The 20,650-nt window shown below is 49.9% G+C and carries 17 protein-coding genes; 5 read left to right on the top strand and 12 right to left on the bottom strand.

The features are described from left to right. Nucleotides 1–91: 91 nt before the first annotated feature. The gene (locus tag ACYQ2L_RS01700) at nucleotides 92–469 is read left to right on the top strand and encodes a hypothetical protein (protein WP_460050377.1); all 378 of its coding nucleotides are present in this window, start codon (nucleotides 92–94) and stop codon (nucleotides 467–469) included. A 1-nt stretch (nucleotide 470) separates the two neighbouring features. Here the strand turns inward: ACYQ2L_RS01700 and mltG are convergent, their stop codons facing one another. The 3 genes from mltG to ACYQ2L_RS01715 form a co-directional block, all read right to left on the bottom strand. After that, entirely contained in the window at nucleotides 471–1,490 is a 1,020-nt protein-coding gene (gene mltG / locus ACYQ2L_RS01705) for an endolytic transglycosylase MltG (protein WP_460050379.1), read from the bottom strand. Between the two features lie 70 nt (nucleotides 1,491–1,560). Then, nucleotides 1,561–2,715, bottom strand: a complete 1,155-nt coding sequence (locus tag ACYQ2L_RS01710) for a M20 family metallopeptidase (RefSeq protein ID WP_460050381.1) — start codon at nucleotides 2,713–2,715, stop codon at nucleotides 1,561–1,563. Beyond that, nucleotides 2,708–3,187, bottom strand: a complete 480-nt coding sequence (locus ACYQ2L_RS01715) for a GNAT family N-acetyltransferase (protein ID WP_460050383.1) — start codon at nucleotides 3,185–3,187, stop codon at nucleotides 2,708–2,710. Before ACYQ2L_RS01715 ends, ACYQ2L_RS01710 begins: the two co-directional genes overlap by 8 nt. Before the next feature lie 66 nt (nucleotides 3,188–3,253). Between ACYQ2L_RS01715 and ACYQ2L_RS01720 the strand changes: the two genes are divergently transcribed. Further along, nucleotides 3,254–4,060 (top strand): SdiA-regulated domain-containing protein, encoded by an 807-nt coding sequence (locus ACYQ2L_RS01720; protein ID WP_460050385.1) that lies wholly within the window; start codon nucleotides 3,254–3,256, stop codon nucleotides 4,058–4,060. Here ACYQ2L_RS01720 and ACYQ2L_RS01725 read toward each other — a convergent pair. Genes ACYQ2L_RS01725 through gghA form a run of 3 tightly spaced genes read right to left on the bottom strand, consistent with a single transcriptional unit; the run spans nucleotide 4,047 to nucleotide 8,950 of the window. Beyond that, a complete protein-coding gene (locus tag ACYQ2L_RS01725) occupies nucleotides 4,047–5,393 on the bottom strand; it encodes a tropomyosin (protein ID WP_460050387.1) in 1,347 nt (448 codons plus the stop codon). The genes ACYQ2L_RS01720 and ACYQ2L_RS01725 overlap by 14 nt on opposite strands. Then, nucleotides 5,393–6,517, bottom strand: a complete 1,125-nt coding sequence (locus tag ACYQ2L_RS01730) for a hypothetical protein (RefSeq protein ID WP_460050389.1) — start codon at nucleotides 6,515–6,517, stop codon at nucleotides 5,393–5,395. Before ACYQ2L_RS01730 ends, ACYQ2L_RS01725 begins: the two co-directional genes overlap by 1 nt. A 21-nt stretch (nucleotides 6,518–6,538) precedes the next feature. Continuing rightward, entirely contained in the window at nucleotides 6,539–8,950 is a 2,412-nt protein-coding gene (gene gghA / locus ACYQ2L_RS01735) for a glucosylglycerol hydrolase (protein ID WP_460050391.1), read from the bottom strand. Between the two features lie 100 nt (nucleotides 8,951–9,050). On the opposite strand from gghA, the gene ACYQ2L_RS01740 reads away from it, so the two are divergent. Continuing rightward, nucleotides 9,051–11,666, top strand: a complete 2,616-nt coding sequence (locus ACYQ2L_RS01740) for a hypothetical protein (RefSeq protein ID WP_460050393.1) — start codon at nucleotides 9,051–9,053, stop codon at nucleotides 11,664–11,666. A gap of 83 nt (nucleotides 11,667–11,749) precedes the next feature. Beyond that, nucleotides 11,750–12,532 carry a hypothetical protein gene (locus ACYQ2L_RS01745; protein ID WP_460050395.1) on the top strand — a complete coding sequence of 261 codons (783 nt, stop codon included), beginning with the start codon at nucleotides 11,750–11,752 and terminating at the stop codon, nucleotides 12,530–12,532. Between the two features lie 7 nt (nucleotides 12,533–12,539). On the opposite strand, the gene ACYQ2L_RS01750 is transcribed toward ACYQ2L_RS01745, so the two are convergent. The 3 genes from ACYQ2L_RS01750 to ACYQ2L_RS01760 all read right to left on the bottom strand — a co-directional run bounded on the left by ACYQ2L_RS01750 (nucleotide 12,540) and on the right by ACYQ2L_RS01760 (nucleotide 15,533). Then, on the bottom strand, nucleotides 12,540–13,583 hold the full coding sequence (locus ACYQ2L_RS01750) for an adenylate/guanylate cyclase domain-containing protein (protein WP_460050397.1): 1,044 nt from the start codon (nucleotides 13,581–13,583) through the stop codon (nucleotides 12,540–12,542). A gap of 64 nt (nucleotides 13,584–13,647) precedes the next feature. Beyond that, nucleotides 13,648–14,109 (bottom strand): FKBP-type peptidyl-prolyl cis-trans isomerase, encoded by a 462-nt coding sequence (locus tag ACYQ2L_RS01755; protein WP_460050399.1) that lies wholly within the window; start codon nucleotides 14,107–14,109, stop codon nucleotides 13,648–13,650. Between the two features lie 62 nt (nucleotides 14,110–14,171). Then, entirely contained in the window at nucleotides 14,172–15,533 is a 1,362-nt protein-coding gene (locus ACYQ2L_RS01760; RefSeq protein ID WP_460050401.1) for an MFS transporter, read from the bottom strand. 192 nt (nucleotides 15,534–15,725) lie between these two features. On the opposite strand from ACYQ2L_RS01760, the gene ACYQ2L_RS01765 reads away from it, so the two are divergent. After that, complete coding sequence (locus ACYQ2L_RS01765) at nucleotides 15,726–17,306, top strand: NAD(P)/FAD-dependent oxidoreductase (protein ID WP_460050403.1); 1,581 nt, start codon at nucleotides 15,726–15,728, stop codon at nucleotides 17,304–17,306. A gap of 18 nt (nucleotides 17,307–17,324) precedes the next feature. On the opposite strand, the gene ACYQ2L_RS01770 is transcribed toward ACYQ2L_RS01765, so the two are convergent. From ACYQ2L_RS01770 to ACYQ2L_RS01780, 3 genes are read right to left on the bottom strand one after another with little or no spacing between them, the layout of a single operon-like run. Beyond that, nucleotides 17,325–18,527, bottom strand: coding sequence for an ABC transporter permease (locus ACYQ2L_RS01770; protein ID WP_460050405.1), 1,203 nt, complete (start codon nucleotides 18,525–18,527; stop codon nucleotides 17,325–17,327). Beyond that, on the bottom strand, nucleotides 18,514–19,659 hold the full coding sequence (locus ACYQ2L_RS01775; protein WP_460050407.1) for an ABC transporter permease: 1,146 nt from the start codon (nucleotides 19,657–19,659) through the stop codon (nucleotides 18,514–18,516). Before ACYQ2L_RS01775 ends, ACYQ2L_RS01770 begins: the two co-directional genes overlap by 14 nt. Then, a complete protein-coding gene (locus ACYQ2L_RS01780; protein WP_460050409.1) occupies nucleotides 19,656–20,615 on the bottom strand; it encodes an ABC transporter ATP-binding protein in 960 nt (319 codons plus the stop codon). Before ACYQ2L_RS01780 ends, ACYQ2L_RS01775 begins: the two co-directional genes overlap by 4 nt. Between the last annotated feature and the right edge of the window lie 35 nt (nucleotides 20,616–20,650).

Genomic DNA, 20,650 nt, shown 5'->3' on the forward strand with positions numbered 1-20,650 from the left:
TTTTCTTAACCGCTTCCGCTATCTTACCGAATATTAAATAGTGGAAGCTCAAACTGTTTCTTATACAGACTATTTTTCTCACACAGCGAAAGTGAATCCGACGGTTCAGCTGTCGACCCTCATGCGCGCACAATCTTCAACGAACAGAGTCAGCCTGCCTGTTTCCTCGAACATGTATATGCGCTTTCGCAATATTCAGGGAGTGCCTTCCAGACAGGAGGGAGAAGGGTATCCGCTGTATAAGTTGAGAATGCTCGATGTAATGATCGATAGACTGAAACGCCTGCGCGGTGGTGATGAAATACCACAGCATCGCAATGAAGCTCCCAGAAGTGAAGAAACCGTTGATATGATGATCGAGAACTATGAGCGTCAGATCAGAGCAGCAGCAGCTCAGCTGGATCAGGTCGGTTACGGGAACAGTTACGGCTTAACCGAGACCGGTGGCCTGCTCACCTCATTCGCCTGAATCAGTCCAGGTACCGCGCTTTTGCTGCCAGATGCTCGCCAAAGGTCCTGGTAAAAACTGATTCCATACTCGGTTTATGCAGAAAAAACAGATAGTCGTGTTCTGCCGGATCCAGAGTTGCAAGAATAGCTTCGGTCCCCGGATTGTTGATCGGTCCTGGCGGCAGACCTGGAATTCTGTAGGTATTGTAAGGATGCTGGACTGCAGTATCCGCAAATGTCGGCTGCAGATTCCTGGTTCCCAATACATAGTTCACCGTTGCATCTGACTGCAGCCGCATTCTGATGGCAAGCCGGTTTGTAAATACGCCGGCAATCTCCGGCATATCCTGCCTGGGACTTTCTTTCTGGACAATTGATGCAAGGGTCAGAACCTCATGTACGCTCATGTTACGGCTTGCTGCTCGCTGTTCCATATCATCAGGCAGCTGACGGTGTAGTTCATCAAGCATACGGATAATCAGTTCCCGCGGGCTGGTTTCTGCCAGTATAAAATATGTGTTTGGATGCAGGTATCCCTCAAGTGAAACTCCGGCGGGAATGCCAGCAGTCAATGGATGTCTTGCCGGATCAGGAATATGTGTGAGTGCAGCTTCAATGAAATCTCCGCTTTCCCAGATACCGATCTGTGCCAGATATGCATCGATCTCGTTTATCATCCATCCTTCGGGAATCGTAACCCGGATATGCTCAAAAACAGCATCCCCTGAATGAATTTTCTGCAGAATTTCTATTGCAGATGTTCCCGGCTCGAGAATGTATCGTCCAGCCTGCAGGCCGGTATGCAGCCCGGTAAAACGTGCATATAGTTCTGCGCTGCGTGCATTCCGTATGAGGCCTTCTTCGGCGAGCATATTTGTTATGGATCTTGTGCCCTGACCTGCGGCAATGCTGATAACCGAGTCCTCCTGGAATCGATCTGGACTGCCGAGGAGACTCCATGCAGCATAGCCGGTGAGCCCACCGCCAATAAGTACGGTGAGCGAAATAATCAGAAGCATAAAAATCAGGAATTTCTTCATAGGCTAAAAAAAATAGCAGACTGCGGCGGGCTGGTCAACTCTAACAGACCGCGGCCTCTGCCATTCATTCTCAAGCACTTCCCAGTCTTTTCAGGAGACAGTAGTAGAGTTTTGCTGCACTTAGCACCTGGTCGAAGGAGACAGCTTCGTCGCGGCTATGTGCTCTGGATAAATCCCCGGGTCCGATTACAATAGCCTGGCAGCCGGATTCGTCAAGTAGATTTGCATCAGAGTGACTGGTGAACGAGGAAGGAAGCCAGTCGAGGGCACAATCGTTCATGGCTGCATGCAGAGAATCTGCAAGGGGAGTATCTGCCGGTAAGCGGTAGCCTGAACTGACGGTAGGGAAGGAAATGTCCACGCTGCCCCCGGCCTTGTCCGCAATTTCCCTGAAACTCCTCCTTGTGAACTCCTCCAGTTGCTCAAGGTAGTCGGGAACGTCGCGTTCAGGCGCTATATGCAGATCTATCGCAGCAGTGCAGGTGTCCGGCACTGCAAAACCTGACTCTGAACTGTGCAGGTCACGAATATTCAGATTAATGGCAGGGCTCTTTTTACCTTCGGTAGGAACAGTAAATTCCTCGATTTTCAGCAAGAGCTTCAACATGTTGCGTACAGAATGCTGTTCCGGCCCGGAAAAAGCAGCATGACGGCGGTTGCCCCTGGTCTGCAGAAGCATTTCGAGATATCCGTAGTGTGTCAGGCAGGGCTTGAGACTGCTGGGTTCGGCAACAATAGCCTCGTTGAAACTGAATGAGTCCAGGAGGGCCAGGGTGCCGTCCCCATTTTCCTCCTCACCTACCACAAGGGCCAGCATGCAGCTTTCCGGGAGATGGTCGTCGACAGCTGCCGAAATGAATGCTTCAACCAGTGCCGCACAGCCGCTCTTCATGTCGGCAGTGCCGAGACCATAGAGCAATCCATCGTGTTCACTCAGTTCGAACTCTGCAAGGTCAAAGGCCGGAACCGTATCTATATGTCCCAGCAGCAGTGTTTCAAAATCACTCTGATCGCTGTCGCCCCGATATACGAGTATGTTATTGCGGGTCCCCTCTACCGTCTGCAGCTCAACCCTGCAGTCAGTCTCCGACAGTTCGTGCCGGAGCTCACGGTACAGGGATGCAGTCAGCTCTTCCTCTTTCCCTGAAGGGCTGTAGGTATTGATCATGGCTGCAAAGCTTCGGTACAGACGCGCTTCCTGGATTCCATTGTGTGAACTAATCATTTGCCCTTCCTTGTGCAAGATTAAGGGTGAGATAGACATGTTCTATCGGGTTCGAAAATCCCTGCCGTTTGAAAAATGCCAGGGCGGGGTTGTTGTTGGCTTGTGTATCTACAAGCAGCATCCGGACTCCCTGCTCCCGCATCGCTTCCACGAAGGTTTCAAAGAGCAGTGTTGCTATTCCCTGACGGGAAATGTCCGGATCCACACCCATCCATACCAGATGTCCGTAGGTCCAGGCAGAGCGAGCTTTTTCTATTACTGATCCTATTGCAAAGCCGACGATTCGGTTCTCGGCTTCAGCCACGAAAAAATTGTTCGGTTCAAGATTGAACTGGCCGGTCACTTCGTATTCATCCCAGGTGCGATACAGGTTTGAATATTCTCTGGACGTAAACAGGCGTTCACCGAGATGAAAAACCGGAGCAAGATCATCGATTGTTGCAATCCGGATTTGAATGTCTATGTCTTCCATATACCTTTAATCTCCTGTATTTTGCTGTGAAAGACAAGCTGTCCTGGAACTGGTATGATTGCACTGATGAAATTTCCATGGCGAGCGCGTTACCTGATAATTCTGATCTCTGTATTTCTCTTCCAGGGATTCTCTGGATTTTTTCCCGACAAGGCGACGGCACAAACATACCGGCTTCCGCGTCTGGACCTCATTGCTGTCTATGATCTGGATATAGTTGATCCCTCCGGTTTGACCCTTGACCGGTCCGGAGCATTTCTCTGGACCGTGAGCGATACCAGGGGAGGTGCGGTCTATGCAATCAGCTTCAGCGGTGAAATAATCAGTGAACTCATATATGAAGGACATGATCTCGAGGGAATCACTCAGGACCCCTCTGATGGAAGCCTGTGGCTGGCTGAGGAGCGACTCAGGGAGATAGTGAGGGTAGACCGTCGCGGGGAGGAGCTGGAGCGTCACAGCATCGATATCTCGATGGCCGAGCTTAATACGGGTCTTGAGGGCATTGCCTTTCATCCGGGTCGGAATATTCTGTTCCTGGCCAACGAGATGCTGCCCAGAGTCATTATGGAAGTTGATACAGAGGGGAATATTCTGCATACGGAAGAGATCAATTTTCTTCCTCCGTTCAGAATGATAGATCTCTCGGGTCTCTGGTATGATCCCGAGAGAGATGAATTATGGATACTCAGTGATGAGTCAGCAAAAATAGTAGTGGTAGATTCGGAATACCGGCCACTGCGGGGATACCAGCTCGACCGGATTAAATTCGAAGGCATTGCTGTCGACTACCGCCGACAGCGTATCTACCTGGTTCACGACGTTGAAAATCGGCTCTACGTGTATCATCTGCCGGTGATCAACTCAAACTGAAGGTCTGGAATACCGTTCTCTTCGAGATTTTATCTGCGAGGCCCGGGTTTTTCCGGCAGAGTTTCTGTATCAGTTCCCGGCAGGCCTGCAGATCTGCATCCAGGGGTTCAAGATCTTTCTCCAGGCCCTGAATGGCATCGTTCAGGTCTGCTATTTCCTGTTCCTTTTCTTCCAGACTGTCATTGAGGGCATGGTAGGTACGGACCATTTCCAGAAAATCTTTCGTGTAGAGTCCGATCGCATAGGCAAATGAGTCACGGTCATCGCGGCTGATCTGCTCGGGATCAATCTCAAACAGACTCTCGATTCCCTTGTATGAATCCAGTATCGCCTTCCGGTAATCATTAAGATAATCGGTGTAGGTTCGGCCGATAAAACTGGTTGCAAGCAGTGAAAAGAGGGTGATCGAGAGGATTATGCCGGTAATCCAGAGGAAGTTATGCATTCGCTGGGCTCTGAAAAGAACAGAGTTCCGTATCCGGATCTGCCAGCCACCGGCACTGATCAGGTAGCTGTTCAATCCGTTATACCGCCTGGAAATTTCCGCTTCAGCATCGCTCCGGTCCAGATTCTGATACTCCGTGCCATATGTCCGCCGGCCGTCCCGTTCAAGATATATTATGCTTTCGGCCAGCCCGTGTTCACGGCTGAGCTGCATAGCACCCAGAATATCTGCAGGAGCTGTCGTTTCAAGTTCCTGTATGAACTGCTCACGGGCAAGGTCACTGCTGTCCTGCAGGAATGCCAGCGGACCCCACACGGTGGTCCCTACGTTGATCAGAATCAGGATTGAAAGGACAAAGAATCCCAGCCAGCCCACGGTGCTTTCGCAGGAAGGTGAGTCGGATTTGAGAGCAATGTAACGCAGCATCTTGATATTCCGCAGCAGCCGGAACAGCCGGGAAAGCCTGAGTGCACGTAGCAGCTTGGCAGAGCGGATTACCGCAAGGGAGAGTCCACCGGCAGCCAGGAAATCACCGAGAATAAATTCCTGGGGGAGCATGAGAGAGACCCCCAGAAATACAATCGCCAGTATACCGGGCAATGCGGCCAGAGAATCGGTAATAACAGTAAACAGATTCAGCTTGCCCTGGCGTTTCCAGGAAATGAAGCGCAACAACAGCAAGACAAAAACAAGATCAAAAAGAAGGTTCAAACTGCCGAGAACAAGCATTGACCTGGCATCGGTGACCAACTCGTAGGGGATCATGATCAGGATCGATGTCAGAATAAATGCAAACTCGAAGCTTCCGATGTTCTGCTGTTCCCGCACACGATGTTCCAGGCTTTCAAAATTACTCAAGATCTGTTCGTAACGTTTTTCTAGATTCATTATGTATTGTCCCCGTATTTTGTCAGAATTTGTTTTATCATTGACTGATTTTCCTGCAGGAATTCAATCACGGCCGAGTAGTACTTTTTAGGCTGCAGTTCCCGATCCATGCCTTGTTTGACTTTGCGGCTTTTTAGCGGTGAACTATTACCTGTGAGCAATGCCTCGGAGCGTACCGATTCCAGAACTGCGCGTATGAAATTCGGCAGCAGGGAAGGGTTTGATTCTCCGGCCTGCATTCTGCTCTGATTTACCTGCATTGCCATTTGGGTAGATGGCTTATCCAGCGTCCAGCTCTCTTCAGTGCTGATCTGTCTGAAACCCTGCTGAACACCTGGATCATCCCATGACAGAAGCTCATGTCTGTCATTCACATAACCGACACTGGTTTTTCTGCCGGTTTTTATGATCGCATAGTTATGTATCATGCTGACATAGAACAGTTTTTTGATGTATTCAAAAGTTGACTTAAGCTGGTCTGGAGTTTTAACACCGAGTTCAAGCCTGTTGAATTCACGCAGCAGGGTTAGTGCCGGGTCTTTTGCCGCCGACCCGATTCTGTTCATAAGGCCGAGAAAGACTTCTGTGACCATGTTCTGATTAAAGAAGCGGAATTCCTTGAGCACCTCATCGGGGTTGCGTTCAAAGCTGAGTGTGAAATATTTGAGAGCAAAAGGATAAATCCTTTCGAAACCCTCGCTGTGGATGCTCATGGTGCAGTAATCCATGGTCAGCATCATTCCGTAAAAATTTGCCTTGGTTATATTCTTGACCAGAAATCCAGGTCGAATCTGGCTGATCCGGGTCCTGGGGTTCAGCTGGAGATATGTTTTTTTCGACAGCTCGATGAAATCCTGCCAGCCTATGTCGAAAAAACTGCTGTCAGTAATCCAGTTTTCCCGTATTGCCCGGTGGAGCAGGGGGAAAAGGGGTTTCAGTTCCTGTAAGGATCTGGCTTTCTTTACCGTTATAGCGATCTCCGGCCTGACTTCCTGAAAAATATTGCCGAGATGATTGCAGACGAATTTCCTGAGAATGAGAGACATGACCTCCTGTTCTTTCGGATTAAGCGAGATATTTTCCCTCTGGACGACATCGCCCAGAATAGCTGATGATTCTGCCATTCCTGTTTTACTTCCTTCCGCTTAGATAGCCTTGGCAGGCTGTTCTCCAAGCACACAGCCCTGACTGTCGCCAAGACTGATCTCTGTCATTCTGTTTTGATCCATATATAGCTTCGGCGTTTTTAACTGAACTATCCAGTTTTGTGGATATCTTTGTTCTGGTTTTAGCGGACAGCCAAGTTCAACTGCCCGGTTGAGCACATCTGCAAGATTTATTTTCTTTTCACGGCCCTCCATATTTGCCAGGAACAGAACATAGCTATTGTCCTTCGGATTTTTCCGCAGTGCAGCGTATACTACTGCACCGTCACAAGGCTCCAGGTAGAAGACAGTATCGGTTTCTGGATTGATGTTTGCTGCCATGGCCGGATTGCTTCTCCGGTATGAGCGCAGGCTGTAATGAAATGCTGCCTGCTCGGAATCAGTCCATGTAAGCCAGTGACTTATATTGCAGTATTCATGCAGATCATCCATCCAGGCCCTTGAAAAGGACTCCAGGCCGCTGTCACCGTGGGGTGAGAGAGGGGAATTCGGCAACGCTGCATCCAGGATCCGTGCTGCTGTCTCGGTGTGGTAATCCGCAGCTTTCATTGCAATATCCAGCTGGCGTGAAAAGGCCCGTAACTGCTCAAGACGGCTGAAGCCGAATCCCTTCAGGCGGACGAAAAAATCATCATGGTTATAGAGGGCTTCATCCACTGCCCATGTCAGGAAGCGGCTTTCCTCGGAAACCACCTTCACCGCCCATTTTTTGTCGGTGTTCCGGATGAAGCTCCATGGTGTCCTCAGATTGGATTGTATGAAGTCCATCGGTACTCCAGGCATTACCGTATAGGCCAGCAGCTGTGCAGCCGGATTGTCATAGCCCTTGCGGAAAATCTCCCGGTAATCTTCTCCCAGTCTGGAGTTTACCCGCTCTTCCGGGTCGACCTGTGTCCCACGCCTCAGGGTATCGTGATTCGCACAGCCGGTAATCCAGTTCTGACCCTGGGTGAATATTTCCCGCACGCGCCACCACTTCTGGGCCCAGAAGGTATATACAAATGGAGTATTGTGGGCAAAGGTGAGAGGACCCCACTGGTAGACGTTCGGCATCTGCCGTGTCACTTCCATATAGCTGGAGCTCAGTTCCCAGTCATCGGCGGGCCAGGGCCGGCCGTCCTCAAAAATCATCCATGGAAGGTATTCCAGGCCGGCAACTTCCAGACACTGATCATTCATTTCATGGAGGTATTCATCATCATGAATCAGGCGGTTCTGTTCGGGATCGAAATACTTGAAATCCTGGGCTCCATCAACGCGCAAGCCATCAATGCCGAAGCAGGATTTGCGACGCTGCATTTCAAGCAGAATCTGACGTACCGCTGGATTCCGGTAATCCAGCACCTGGCCGTACATACCGGGGCCGGCAATGAATTCCGGCTGCAGCAAGGCCTGGCTCTGATTGTCGGCATGGCCGTAGACGATATCCAGAATGACCTGTATACCGCCTCCGGGGAAACCATGCATGGTTTCTATGAAATCCAGCAGTTCATCCGGCCGGCCGCTTTCAAGCAGGCAGGGATTAACAGCCGGCGATCCCAGGGTCATAATGTCGTAGCCCCAGTTGCTCATGTCCGGTCGTTTCAGATCTACAGTAACTGTAACTGTGTTGACGCTGCGGTCAGCATCTGTATTGCTGTCACTGTTAGAGTCGTGCTCCTGCCAGAATCCCTTTCCGCCTTCATACTCGATAATCGGTTCTATAGGCATGAGCTGGACAGCGTCATAGCCGACAAATGACTGCTCCCAGGACTGCAGTTCCAGACCCTGTTCAATTTTTGCTGCAATCTCCCTGTACAGTCGGCTGAGTGCAGCCAGGCTGCCTTCCCTGGTTGCTGTCGGGACGTGAATCTGCAGGATTGATGATGGGCCGCTCAGCCGTGGGGGAGAGGATTCATTGAGTCGGGAAGCAGACTGAATACGCTCCTGTAGATATGTACGATCTTTGCGTTCAGGCCAGTCCAGCCTGTAGACCTCTGCCGGCCCGGAGGCCCCGAATGGTACCGAATGAGCAAGTGGATCCCTGACCAGGAAGAAGGGCTCGCTGATTTTTTTCCGGCTGCGGACCAGGTAGAAATCTCCAGCCACAGTTGTGCTGCCTGCCCTTATGCCATCGACAGCAAGCCAGCCATAGCCGTCGGTAATCTGCAGTGGCAGACTCTCCTTGTGAAAGCGGGCAGTCTGCGTCGGCTGCGTGAAGTCGATTGTATCAATACAGCGGAACAGAATCAGTTCAGCCTCAACCGCATCCGGAAGATAGAATCCGAAATTACAGTATCCCTCGGCAGGATGTGCGCCAAGCAGTCTGACAAGATCTCTGTCTGATTGTCCCTGGACAGAGTTTAAGAGTAAATCGGTTTTTCGTGGATTTATGGTGAATAGTCTGCTCATGCCTTAAATATAGTGCGAGTCAGCACTGTTTGTCGAATGATCTTCAGCGTAATGGTGTCGGTGTATATTTTGTGTTATACTATATACCGGAGGCGGTGCTATGCGTATTTCTATGTTTATCGCTGTTGTGTTCCTGGCCGTTATTCTTGTCCTGGGTGCGTGTGCTCCAGCGTTTCTGCAGGAGAAACAGGATATAGAACAATCACTCAAACTTGATTTCTCTATCCCCTTACTCCATTACGGAGGGCAAAGCAGCCAGTCGCGGCATATAGTTCCGGTTGAAGGATTAAAAGCGCGTGTTGAAGTCCGAGGCCAGCAATCAGATTTCACTGCGCAAATAAGGACCGTTGATATAGTTCTGTCTGAAGGCCGCGGGCAGGGATCAGCCAGTTTTGATCGATTACCTGCGGGCTATACCTACACTGTCAGCGTAACCGTATTCCGCGGCAGCGGTGATCAGATAGAGAATCTGCACTTCGGACAGGCCGCTGTTCTCATTGAGCCCAGGAAGCAGAGTTCATCAAGCCTGAGTCTACTCCCGCATGCTGACAGAATCCGGCTGACTGTGCCGCTTTCGAGCAGCAGTATAGGTGATGATTCCGGGCAGCCGAACTCCTTTCAACTCACAGCAAAGGGCTACTCCGCGCTGAGGGCTGAGGTGGAGGGTGGTACTACTTTCTACCTGCGCTATCCCCTGGACAAGTATCCCGAGTCAATTTTCTGGAATGTGCAGCGGGAAGACGGCTCAATTGTGACACCTACCACGAATAGCGGCTATCAGCAGTGGGCGCTACCGGGTGGAACATCGGGTGCCGGCTATTATCTGAGTGTCTTCAACGCGGGCAGTACAACATATACAATCGATTTCGATGACTGGCTGGTCAACGATGTCGAGCACATTATGTCTATTGATTCCAAACCACCCCTTCCGCAAACCCCGGCATTACGTACAGTACTACTTTCGGAGTTAGCCGGCTTCAGCAGTTCCGGATTCAGTACAGACAAACACGATATCGAGCTGCTTCTGGTCGCCTTGATGGCAGGGGAAGCTGTCGGTGATCCGCTGGACCTGTTGATGGAGGAAGCCTTTTCCGAGCTCATCGACTTGTTGGCAGGGTATGAGGAATATTTCGGCGAAGAGCTGGAGCCTTTCACCACCAGCGAAAGTCTGGATACTGATCTGGGGTCCTCCAATACTCAGCTGGAGATAGTCGGACGGCTCGTTGCCGATGCTGCAATTGCATTTAACACAACACGAATGCAGGCTGCAATCGCTGGAACCCTGGACTTCGAGCTGAAGGTTTTACAGGACTTAATCACAATCGATGATGTAATACTGAAGGCTGGCAGCCGGCTCCACATAGTTGCTGCCCTGGCTCTCTGGATAGATATGACCGAGGATGGGGATCTGGAGTTTGATCTGGATTTCGACTTCCAGTCCTCGGCCGGTTTTACCCTGGATGGAATTGAAGATTATTCCGGCAAATTCATTCTTGGACTGACTGCGTCCGGCTCGGATATGGGATCGTATACCGGAAGTGAATTTGATAATGGTGATGACGAATTTTTTGAAGGGCTTCTGGATTCTCTGTTTGAATCATTTTTAATCTCTGCCGCTGCGTATGATAATGGAAACAATCAAATTCGTTCATTTAATCTCAGTCTGTCGGAATTACTTGATTATCTGATCAGTTTTGATAAAAACATGGAGGGAGATTTCAGCCTCAGCCGGAGTGCCGCTTATCATCAATATGGAGAAGCCTATGATCCTTATGGAGTTAACTGGCTTGAATTCTACAGCGATGACAGTAGAGAAGAGTACCTGGGTGATGGCTGGGTTGATTATGATCTGAATCAGTGGCGGGCTTATATTCAGCCCGGAGAGTATGGTAGCCTGTATGTTGTTGCCAAATACAGTGACTATTACGTATTCGAAGTCCTTGGTAATACCATTGATGGCCCCTTTACAATTGACTACACCGGGAATACCGGCTTTCTCATTGATGTCAGCGATGCCTGGCAGGTGTTGGAAGACTATGGTCAGTATGAATCGGTTGATGTGAGCGGCAGCTATGAGCTGGATCCGTATTTTGATGGATTTGAACTCACAAAACTGTATTTTATGGAATACCCGGATGGGGGTGATTCAGTCGGATATGGGTATCCCTTTGAAGAAAATCAGTATTATGGCTGGGTAAATAAGGGCAACTACTATGAGTTTTATATTCTGGCTGAATTGTGGAATTCAAGCGATGGATACTATGAATATTTTCTAAGTCCTGCAATGTATGAGATGGATTTCACCTCAGACGTGACGGGGCTGGATTTTACAATTGATGAGACATGGAGCTATTACTATGTTGAAGAAGAACCGAGTGAGGTGTATCTCTACGGCAGTTACAGTATAAATCACTCCGGACTCGATGGCTATGAGCTTATGTATTTTTATCTTCATGAAGATCCCTATGGAAACTATCCGATTGGATACGTTAACTCCGATGGATACAACAATGTATATGGGTATTACTACCCGGATTTTGGCTTGCCGGTTGAATTCTACAATGTGTATGCCGTTGCGGAGCTCTATAATGACACCACGAGTGAATTCATGTCTCTGATCAGTCCGGATCTTGGTCCCTTGTACATTGAAAGCTATGAGGTCGAAATATTCGGACTGGATATAACGGAGGAGTGGCAGGAATTCATGGGATACTAAGCCATGGAGCCGAGGGCTTGGTTATGAAGCAATAATTTGCTTTTCAGCCTTCTGTGCATATAATTCAGGTACAGGAGGCGTATATGCAGAAAAAATCCATTGCCTTGTCCTGGCTGCTTCTGGCGGCTCTAATTGTTACTCTGGTAATTAACGGAGCGGCGAATGCCCTGCCGCTGTTCGGCCGTTCGACAGGTGACATTTCTGACAGTCTGCCGAATCTTTTTGTTCCTGCTGGAATCACATTTTCGGTATGGGGTATTATTTACCTTGCCTTGATTGTATTCACCGTGTATCAGCTCATGGTTGTTCGCAGAAGTCCTGAAAACCCTCCCTACTGGTGGGTGCATATCGCGTTCTGGGTCCTGATCGGACATATAGCCAACACTCTGTGGATTATTGCCTGGCATGCATTGTGGTACTGGAGCAGTCTGGTCCTTATGCTGGTACTTTTCTTTTCTCTGATTAAAATCGTTCTGAATCTCAGATGGTCAGGACGCAGGTTTACCGCGGCTGAGACACTGTGCGTAAGTATTCCTTTCTCGCTGTATCTCGGATGGATTACGGTAGCCCTTCCGGCCAACGTTACCGGGCTGCTGGTTTCGCTGGGAGTGACAAGCATCGCCCCGGGGGCTGTGTTCTGGGCTGCTGCCCTGGCAGCGGTGGCAGGCCTGCTTGCTGTTTTCGCTGCTGTCTACCATCGGGATGCAGCCTACAGTCTGGTCATAAGCTGGGCCCTACTCGGTATAGCCCTCAAGCGCTCTGAGGATTACCCCTGGCTGGCCGGATGGGCGGCTGCGCTCTCTCTGCTGTGTTTCTGTGCTGCCTGGTTTTTCGTTCTACCCCGGAAAAATGAGCAGGAGTGGTAGCCGATCCTTAGCCGGGAAGTGAGAACAGGGTCATGGCCCGGGATTTACCCTTAAGCTTTATTCCCTGGTATTTCCGTGCCCGGCTGTTACGCAGGATCTCTTCGCGTTCATCTAATGGAAGTCCGCGTAAAAATTCACGGGAAGCCAGACAGACTGTTTTCAGAATTTTGTTCTGATCCTGAATTCTCTGAGCTGTGTTGACTGCATCGGACAGGTAGCCGATCTCAGCCCGTTCAAACCCGATTTCTCCAACTGCGGCATCTCCCGTATGCAGTCCGATACTGAAACTGAGCTCAAGCTTATAGTAGGTACTGAAATGGCTGCTGTTGAGTCGGATATGTCGCTGAAGTTCCACTGCGCAGCGGCTTGCATTACGGAAATTATCTGGATTCGCTTCCCACACAACAATCATTCCATCACCGAGATACTTGTATATGCTGCCACGGTGGTATTTTATTACTTCCTCACAGAGAAAAATATAATCGTTCAGACAATGAAAAAATTCCTTTGCCTGCAGCTGTTCTCCGAGGGACGTAGAATCCTTGAGGTCAATGAACATGAATATGGTCTTTCTTATGGTCGCGGTGTGGTAGCGTGAGAGGAGGTAAGCCTTGAGAAAATCAGCTCCCATGAACTTAACGAAGAATACACCCATGTTAATCACAAGCGAGAAGAAGCTGAGGTAGAGAATGGTATTCAGCATAATTACCGGTTCCAGTACATGTTCAGGGAAGACAATCAGTCCCAGAATGAAGTAGACCAGAGTGCCAGCCATGAGGTAACTCATGATCTTGATCAGCAGTACCAGAAGTGAAGACATCATTCGTATTCTGCGGCTGTTGAATACGAAAAATTCCAGACTCATGATTACTGCTGGAATACATAGTCCCAGAATGAAGCTGGTGCCTAGATTAAAAAAGAGATCTACCGGTGATTCAAATACGTTGTGTCCGTTCATGTAGCTGAAGACAGCGCTGATTGTTGCTACTACCAGGGAATGGGTCCTGATGCTCTTCAGTCTGCTGCGGCGTAGTTTTTTATATGGCTGCATGGCTTTCTCCTGAATCCATTATACACCATGCAGCCTGCCCGCTATCGCGGAATCACTGATGTTATCAGTGAACATGCCCATGAGAAACTTCTTCCTCACTGGCTTCCCGTACATCCTTTACTTCAACATCAAAGTGAAGAGTAGCTCCCGCGAGGGGATGATTGGCATCTACAGTGACCTGGTCACCTTCAATGCTGCGGACGGTGAGAATGGTGGGACTGTCCTGAATCTGTGCCTGGAACTGCATGCCGGGCTCGATTTCATCAACGCCGGAAAACTGATCCTTTGCAAGTTCAAAAACCTTGTTCTCGTCCCATGCCCCATAGCCTTCTTCGGGGGGAATAACTGCGTTCACTTTTTCGCCTGCTGGCTTTCCTTCGAGAGCATTTTCCAGTCCCGGGATAATGTTACCGGCTCCGTGCAGATACTGCAGCGGATCGCGTCCTTCGGAACTATCGATTACCGTGCCTTCCGCATCGGTAAGTGTATAATCCATTGTTACTACTGTGTTTTTGCCTATATTCATGCGGCCTCCTGCCCCCACCCTACCGGCTGGGGGACGAAATGTTAAGGGGTGTGCCGGGAAAATCAGTTTTCTTCCGGTTCATCCTGTGTGGTAACTGTTGCCAGTTCGGTTTCACCACCCTGTACCTTGCCCATAATGAAAAAGGCAATGCTCATCATAATAATTGCGTACAGGTAGATCATGCGCATTCCGGTAGCTTCATTAAAGCCAAGTGTGAACAGGTCGATTACAGCTCCGCTGATTGGCGGAGAGGTAATTGCAGCTCCCTGACTGAAGAAATAATACAGTCCGGTATACATGCCCATATTTCCGAAGTGAGCCATCTGCCAGAGCATGGGGAAGGAGTTTGTAATTACTGAGCCCCAGAACATTCCGAATACAAAAAGCAGGGCAAGAAATACTACCCAGGCATTGAAAGCGGAAAGACCGAGCAGCTGTGTTACTGGATTATGAAAGAATATGAGAGTCAGCACGATAACGATGCCGATGAGACTGACTCTGATGATCTTTTTTCGACCGATTTTATGGGCGATTATTCCGGATGGAATAGCCATGATCATGTAACCGATAGCAACGGCTCCCGGGGAGAGACCAGCCAGACCTTCGCTTACGCCAAGAATTCTGCGGCTGTAGATGCCCATAAAGGGTAGTATTCCCTGGTAACCGAGAAACCAGAAAAATAGTGAAAGGAGAATCAACATCGCACTCTTGTCTTCACCTCCGAAGACCAGCTTGAGTGATTTCCAGAGGGCTGTCCGTTCCCTTTTCTCCTTGGCTTCCTTATTTTCGCGGATGAAGGTGAACAGCATAATTGTCGCAAGAATCACCAGCAGTGCCGAGATCAGAAAGGGAAGTCTTCGCAGACTGCTGCCTATGAGAGGCAGGTTAATGTCTACATCCATAAGGGGAGCAAGAAGGACGGTGCCGACTATAGCAGCGATTGCACCCATGGTATTGATTACCCCGTTAGCTTCACTCCGGAATTCGCCGGGTATGGTATCGGGCATGAGTGCAACGACCGGTCCTCGGGCTGCCTGTTTGGCAAGGTTCAACAGGAAAATAAGCAGAATAATGAGAGGTAGACTGCCGGTAGGCAGGGCACCGAAGGGCAGCAGGGCAAAGAATATTCCTGAAAGCGGTACGGTAACCAGAATCCATGGCATGCGCCGGCCAATGCGGGTATGGGTATTATCCGACAGGTTCGAGACTATCGGTATAAGGAACAGGGCCAGGAGGTTATCCAGGGTCATAATCAGTCCGATCAGGAACTTGGATTCCAGAAAATCCTCGAGGAAGATCGGAACATAGGTATCATAGAGCGGATCCATCAATCCCATGGTAAAAAAGCCAAGGCCGATCAGGATGGTGATGCGGTAAAATCCCTTGGGCAGATCAGCTTTCGCTGAATTCTTGTGTGTACTCATGAATTAAATGATTAACCCCAAAATATTAATTGTCAATGAGCATTTGGGAGGTTTTTCTAATTTTCTTTGAGTGAAGAGTGATACGGATTAAGCTGATATTCTTTGACAGCGCAGAAATTATTGCATTTTTTCATCTGCAGGATAGTAGCGTTCCCCTGATTCAGCAATAATGGTGCTCGATCGGAGGGCAGCGTGCGCTACAGTGTAGGTGGTATAAAAATCCCGTTTCAGGAAGATCAGGAGAAGGCAATTGATAAAAGTCTGACCAGGCTCGGCTTCCCTCCTGAATGCCGGAAATCCGTACGCATGGTCAAGCGATCGCTGGATTCACGCCGCAAGCATGAGATCAGTTTTCTGTATCAGCTGGAAGTGGAATGCAGTCAGATGCTCAAGGGCCTGTCCAGGGATGTGAAAATTCTTGAGGAGGAGCCTGAGGCAGCGGTGATTCCTGTTCAGTGGGATGGCCCGAGGCCGGTGGTGGTTGGCGCCGGACCAGCCGGTCTGTTTGCCGGACTTGCACTTGCCGAGCTTGGTCTGAATCCCTTGATTATAGAGCGTGGTCAGGCTGTTGAGCAACGAAGTAAAGATGTAGATGCATATTGGGCAGGTAAGGGTCTGGACCCGGAATCAAACATGCAGTTCGGTGAGGGTGGTGCGGGAACGTTTTCCGATGGAAAACTGACAACCCGGATACAGAACCGGAGGATCAGAAAGGTCTTCACCGAACTGGTGGCAGCCGGTGCTCCCGAAGAAATACTATATGACTATAAGCCTCATATCGGAACCGACCTGCTGCTGGTGGTGGTGGCTGAAATCCGGAAAAAAATAGAACGGCTGGGGGGAAGCTTTCTCTTTGGCCGGCGGCTTGATGACTGGACAGAGACCGATGGCCGGATCACTTCTATCCGACTCAGTGATGGTGAAATTCTGGATGTCAGCCTGCTCTTTCTGGCTACCGGGCACAGCGCCCGGGATATCTACAGCCTGCTCGAGCGGAAGTCGGTTGCAATGCAGCCCAAGTCATTTGCAGTCGGGACCCGCATAGAGCACCCGCAGGAACTGATCAACCGCATGCAGTATGGTTCACATTGGGATGACCCACGACTACCGACAGCAAGTTACAGCTTTACCCATAATTCTGGATCCGGCAGCAATCGGCGGGGGGTATATACCTTCTGCATGTGTCCCGGAGGCGAAGTTGTCAGTTCAGCCAGCGAAATCGGGGGCACCCTGGTAAACGGCATGAGTCGCAGCAAGCGGGATGGAGCCTATGCCAATTCTGCAGTCGTAGTCACCGTTGGTCCCCGGGATTTTGGTGATGGACTCATGGATGGAATTGAATATCAGCGGAAACTGGAGCAGAGTCTGTTCAGGGCTGCCGGGGGATATGGATCGATTTTTCAGCGTCTTGATGATTTCAGGTCGGGCAGAGTAAGCCGAGGGCAGGCAGCATCCAGTTTTGTTATGGATCTGCTTCCCGGCAGTCTCCACGAGACCTTACCTGCAGAAATTACAGCTGGGCTGCGTTCAGGCTTCGACGGTTGGAGCAGGGCTACATCCTTTGTGCATTCCTCTGCCCTACTCATAGGCCATGAAACCAGAACTTCGTCTCCCTTGCGGATACTGCGTGGGCGGAATTCCCTGTCCGAGACTCATTCCAACCTCGTTCCTGTTGGTGAAGGGGCCGGCTATGCCGGCGGAATAGTGAGCGCTGCACTGGACGGCCTGCTGGCCGTTGAATCGCTGTGCACGCAGGCAGCGCCCTCAAAGTGATCAAGCTGATCGAAGTAATCAAGCAGCGGCCATTGATCGTTTCTTCCTCAGTACCAGGGTCATGGCAAGAAATGCCAGTCCGAACATGAGCTGCATTCCCATGGATGTCAGCAGTTCTCCCTGTCCTGCCAGGCTGCTCAGTCCGCGTATGGAGCCACCGACCCGGGCAATCTGATTGTTGGCAAGAACAAACCAGTAGGTTGGAGTAAAGCTTGCTACTCTGAGCACTGCAGATCCGAGAAATTCCTGGGGAACAAATACACCGGCCAGGAAGCTGGTTCCCAGGGCGACGACGTTGGTAATCGCTGAAATTCCGTTTCTGCTTTTTGCCAGATGTGCAATGAAGAAGCTGACACATGAAGCCCAGAAGCTCAGTACAAACGAGTTTGCTATGAACAGGTACATCCTGTTGGTCCCAATAAGCTCGGGAATAAATATCAGTGATATTGCATTCAGAGCAAACCAGCAGAACAGGGCGTAGGCAAAATTTGCCAGAAACAGTTGCAGGCTCTGCTTCCGTGAGCTGAGAGGCGAACATGCCTGCCGCATCCGGATCAGCCTGCTGTTGAACACAAGCAGATTGCTGCTGATTCCCAGAATCAGAATTGCGAAGAGGGAGTAGGCCTGATAGTTAAAGAAAATCAGGTGGTTGAAGTAGTTCTCCCTGCTGTCACTCTGAAATCCGGCCTTGTCCGGGTCTGTAAAGATCAGGGTTTCTGCGCCTTGCGAAAGATCTCGATGAACGTTTGCAATTGCGTCTTCCAGTGGAGCATCCGGTATGAATCGCCGGTAGAGCCGGAGGGTATTGAGGTAGCTTTCCACTGCCATGTCCACATACATCGCGCGGCCTGCACTTTGTCCGGGGTATGTAATAATTTCGGCATCTCTGCCATCCAGAAAGTCGGCTGTGAATCCCGCCGGGATCCTGATTATGTGACTGATTTCATCGTAGAACATCGCCTCCTGCAGGGTTTCCAGATCGTCCTCATATGGCATGATGTTGGCCACTTTTTCCAGTTCCCGTTCCAGGCCGCGTACCAGCGGGGTGGATTCTTCGGTAATAAAAGCAATTGGAACCTTTGCTCTGGAGAATATCTGTCCGACGGTATCTCCGCTGGTACTTGCTGCAATCAGGGAGATGCCGATAAACACAGCGAGAAACAGGGCAATTGAGCCAATGTTATCCTTCATTACACGCAAGCTGAGTTTATAAACTGTCATAATTTCGTCTCCTTATCTGGAAATAGGCTGCTGCTGTAAAGAAGGCCGTCATAAGCAGCAGGAGCATCAGATTCTGCATGTAGCGCTGATAACCTTCGAAGTAGTACAGGGCATAGTAGGCATCGGCCAGAAGGTTAACCGGATTGATCCAGTTCAGTAGCGGTGCCCGTTCGGATACTATGTATTTCAGCTGTGGAAACATGAGTCCGGCAAACAGAGCCCCGATCATACTGACCGCAGTTATAACACCGCTCTTGAAATTCTCGTTTCCACGGATAGCTGTTCCAATGAAGAGCCCGAGTGCTATGCTCAAGGTACTTCCGATTACAGTCGCCAGAATCACCAAAGGCAATTCCGGACCGAAGTCTACCTGCATGAAAAAATGCAGGAATGCCAGAAGTACCAGCTGACTGCAGATATGAATACATACAGCCGCACTGCTGCTGGCCAGCAGGGCTTTCAGCTTATGAATCGGCGACATGTTTATTCGGGCAGCACGAGGGGTGAGATTTCCCTGTATGTCCAGTGCTTCAATAAGTCCGTAATATCCGCCGTAAAAGCAGGCCATTGCCAGTAGGGCAAAGTAGAATACAAACAGCATGTTGGGACTGTTCTTCCCGAGCGATTCCTCCCGGATATAGCTGACCCGCAGCTCCATTTCCTGAATGAAATCCTCAAATACTTCCGGGTTTTGTGAAAGGACTGTCTCCGCCGTTGAATAATTCTGCAGGTACTGGTCGAGAAAGATCCCCAGAATGCTCTGGCGGAGGCCTGATTCAATGACAAACAGCTGCATGTCTGTGCCGGGAACAATGAATCCATAGATGCTGCCTTCGAGCAGCAGTTGCTCAGCTTCATCCTGCGAAACATACTGCAGATCCAGCAGTGCCTGACTATCCTCTGAGTCATCTGATACCGCATTCAGCAATTCTCTGAAGTTGCTGTCGGACTGCAGCGCTTCGTTGCTCACCACCGCCGTAGGGATAGGGAAAATCTCGTTCACCTCGCCAAGATTGGCAAAGGCGACTCGAAACAGGCTTGCCAGTATAATCGGAAATAGTATAGTCCAGAATACCATTTCCTTGTCCCGGAGTATGGTCTTCAGACGATAGAAGAAAATTCGTTCAATCATTCCTGTACTCCTTGTTCCGGAGCCCTGTCGCGAAGTTCCCGCCCTGTCATCTCCAGAAAAACATCGTTCAGGCTTGGCTGTTCGGAATAGATCCGCCCGAAGGGAATTGATTCTTTCTTCAGGTAATCAAGCAGTCGTTCCAGGATATTGCTGCCCTTGTGGGATTTAATCAGCAACATATTGTCCCGGTAGGAAAGCTCGGCAACCTCCGGCATGGCCCGCAGTTTTTCCAGCTGCGTAGCGCTGATATCGTAGACTTCAAAGCTGTTCTTTTCTCCAAGATCAATCATCGATTTCAGGGCCTCTTTGCTTCCCGAAGCGATCTCCTTGCCATGGTCAAGAATCATGATTCGTGAACAGATCTGCTCGACTTCCTCCATGTAATGGGAGGTGTAGACGATGGTTGCTCCCTGTCGGTTCAGTTCACAGATTCCTTCGAGAATCTTGTTTCGACTCTGCGGATCGACTGCAACCGTGGGCTCATCGAGGAAAATCAGTTTCGGCTTGTGAGCAACTCCGCATGCAATGTTCAGGCGACGCAGAAGTCCGCCGCTCAGTTTCTTTGGCAGAAAGTTCTCGAAGCCCTGCAGGCCAGTGAACTCAATAGCCTCCTGAACCAGTTTCTTCCGTTCTTCCTGGTTTTGAATGTAGAGTCCGCAGAAGTAGTCGATGTTCTCCCTGACCGTCAGCACCTCGAAAACGGCGACTTCCTGCATCACGACACCAATGTCCCGCTTGCTGGCGTAACTGTCGGGGGTCATGGGCTTTCCAAAGACCTCGATTTTACCCTTGTCATACTTCAGCAGGGATAGAATGCAGTTTATTGCTGTGGTCTTGCCGGATCCATTGGGACCAAGGAGACCGAAAATTTCCCCCTCCTGCACCTCAAACGACAGATTGTCCAGCGCCTGCAGATCGCCATATCGTTTTACCAGTTCCTGTACTTTGATAATCATAAATACTCCTTGTATGCTTCCAATATATGACGGTA

Source organism: Spirochaeta dissipatitropha (assembly GCF_054657935.1).

Bases quoted from the DNA above. Each gene is read 5' to 3' on its own strand.
- mltG (WP_460050379.1), bottom strand. From the start codon at position 1,490: ATGAAGAAATTCCTGATTTTTATGCTTCTGATTATTTCGCTCACCGTA.
- ACYQ2L_RS01710 (WP_460050381.1), bottom strand. From the start codon at position 2,715: ATGATTAGTTCACACAATGGAATCCAGGAAGCGCGTCTGTACCGAAGC.
- ACYQ2L_RS01715 (WP_460050383.1), bottom strand. From the start codon at position 3,187: ATGGAAGACATAGACATTCAAATCCGGATTGCAACAATCGATGATCTT.
- ACYQ2L_RS01720 (WP_460050385.1), top strand. From the start codon at position 3,254: ATGAAATTTCCATGGCGAGCGCGTTACCTGATAATTCTGATCTCTGTA.
- ACYQ2L_RS01725 (WP_460050387.1), bottom strand. From the start codon at position 5,393: ATGAATCTAGAAAAACGTTACGAACAGATCTTGAGTAATTTTGAAAGC.
- ACYQ2L_RS01730 (WP_460050389.1), bottom strand. From the start codon at position 6,517: ATGGCAGAATCATCAGCTATTCTGGGCGATGTCGTCCAGAGGGAAAAT.
- gghA (WP_460050391.1), bottom strand. From the start codon at position 8,950: ATGAGCAGACTATTCACCATAAATCCACGAAAAACCGATTTACTCTTA.
- ACYQ2L_RS01740 (WP_460050393.1), top strand. From the start codon at position 9,051: ATGCGTATTTCTATGTTTATCGCTGTTGTGTTCCTGGCCGTTATTCTT.
- ACYQ2L_RS01745 (WP_460050395.1), top strand. From the start codon at position 11,750: ATGCAGAAAAAATCCATTGCCTTGTCCTGGCTGCTTCTGGCGGCTCTA.
- ACYQ2L_RS01750 (WP_460050397.1), bottom strand. From the start codon at position 13,583: ATGCAGCCATATAAAAAACTACGCCGCAGCAGACTGAAGAGCATCAGG.
- ACYQ2L_RS01755 (WP_460050399.1), bottom strand. From the start codon at position 14,109: ATGAATATAGGCAAAAACACAGTAGTAACAATGGATTATACACTTACC.
- ACYQ2L_RS01760 (WP_460050401.1), bottom strand. From the start codon at position 15,533: ATGAGTACACACAAGAATTCAGCGAAAGCTGATCTGCCCAAGGGATTT.
- ACYQ2L_RS01770 (WP_460050405.1), bottom strand. From the start codon at position 18,527: ATGACAGTTTATAAACTCAGCTTGCGTGTAATGAAGGATAACATTGGC.
- ACYQ2L_RS01775 (WP_460050407.1), bottom strand. From the start codon at position 19,659: ATGATTGAACGAATTTTCTTCTATCGTCTGAAGACCATACTCCGGGAC.
- ACYQ2L_RS01780 (WP_460050409.1), bottom strand. From the start codon at position 20,615: ATGATTATCAAAGTACAGGAACTGGTAAAACGATATGGCGATCTGCAG.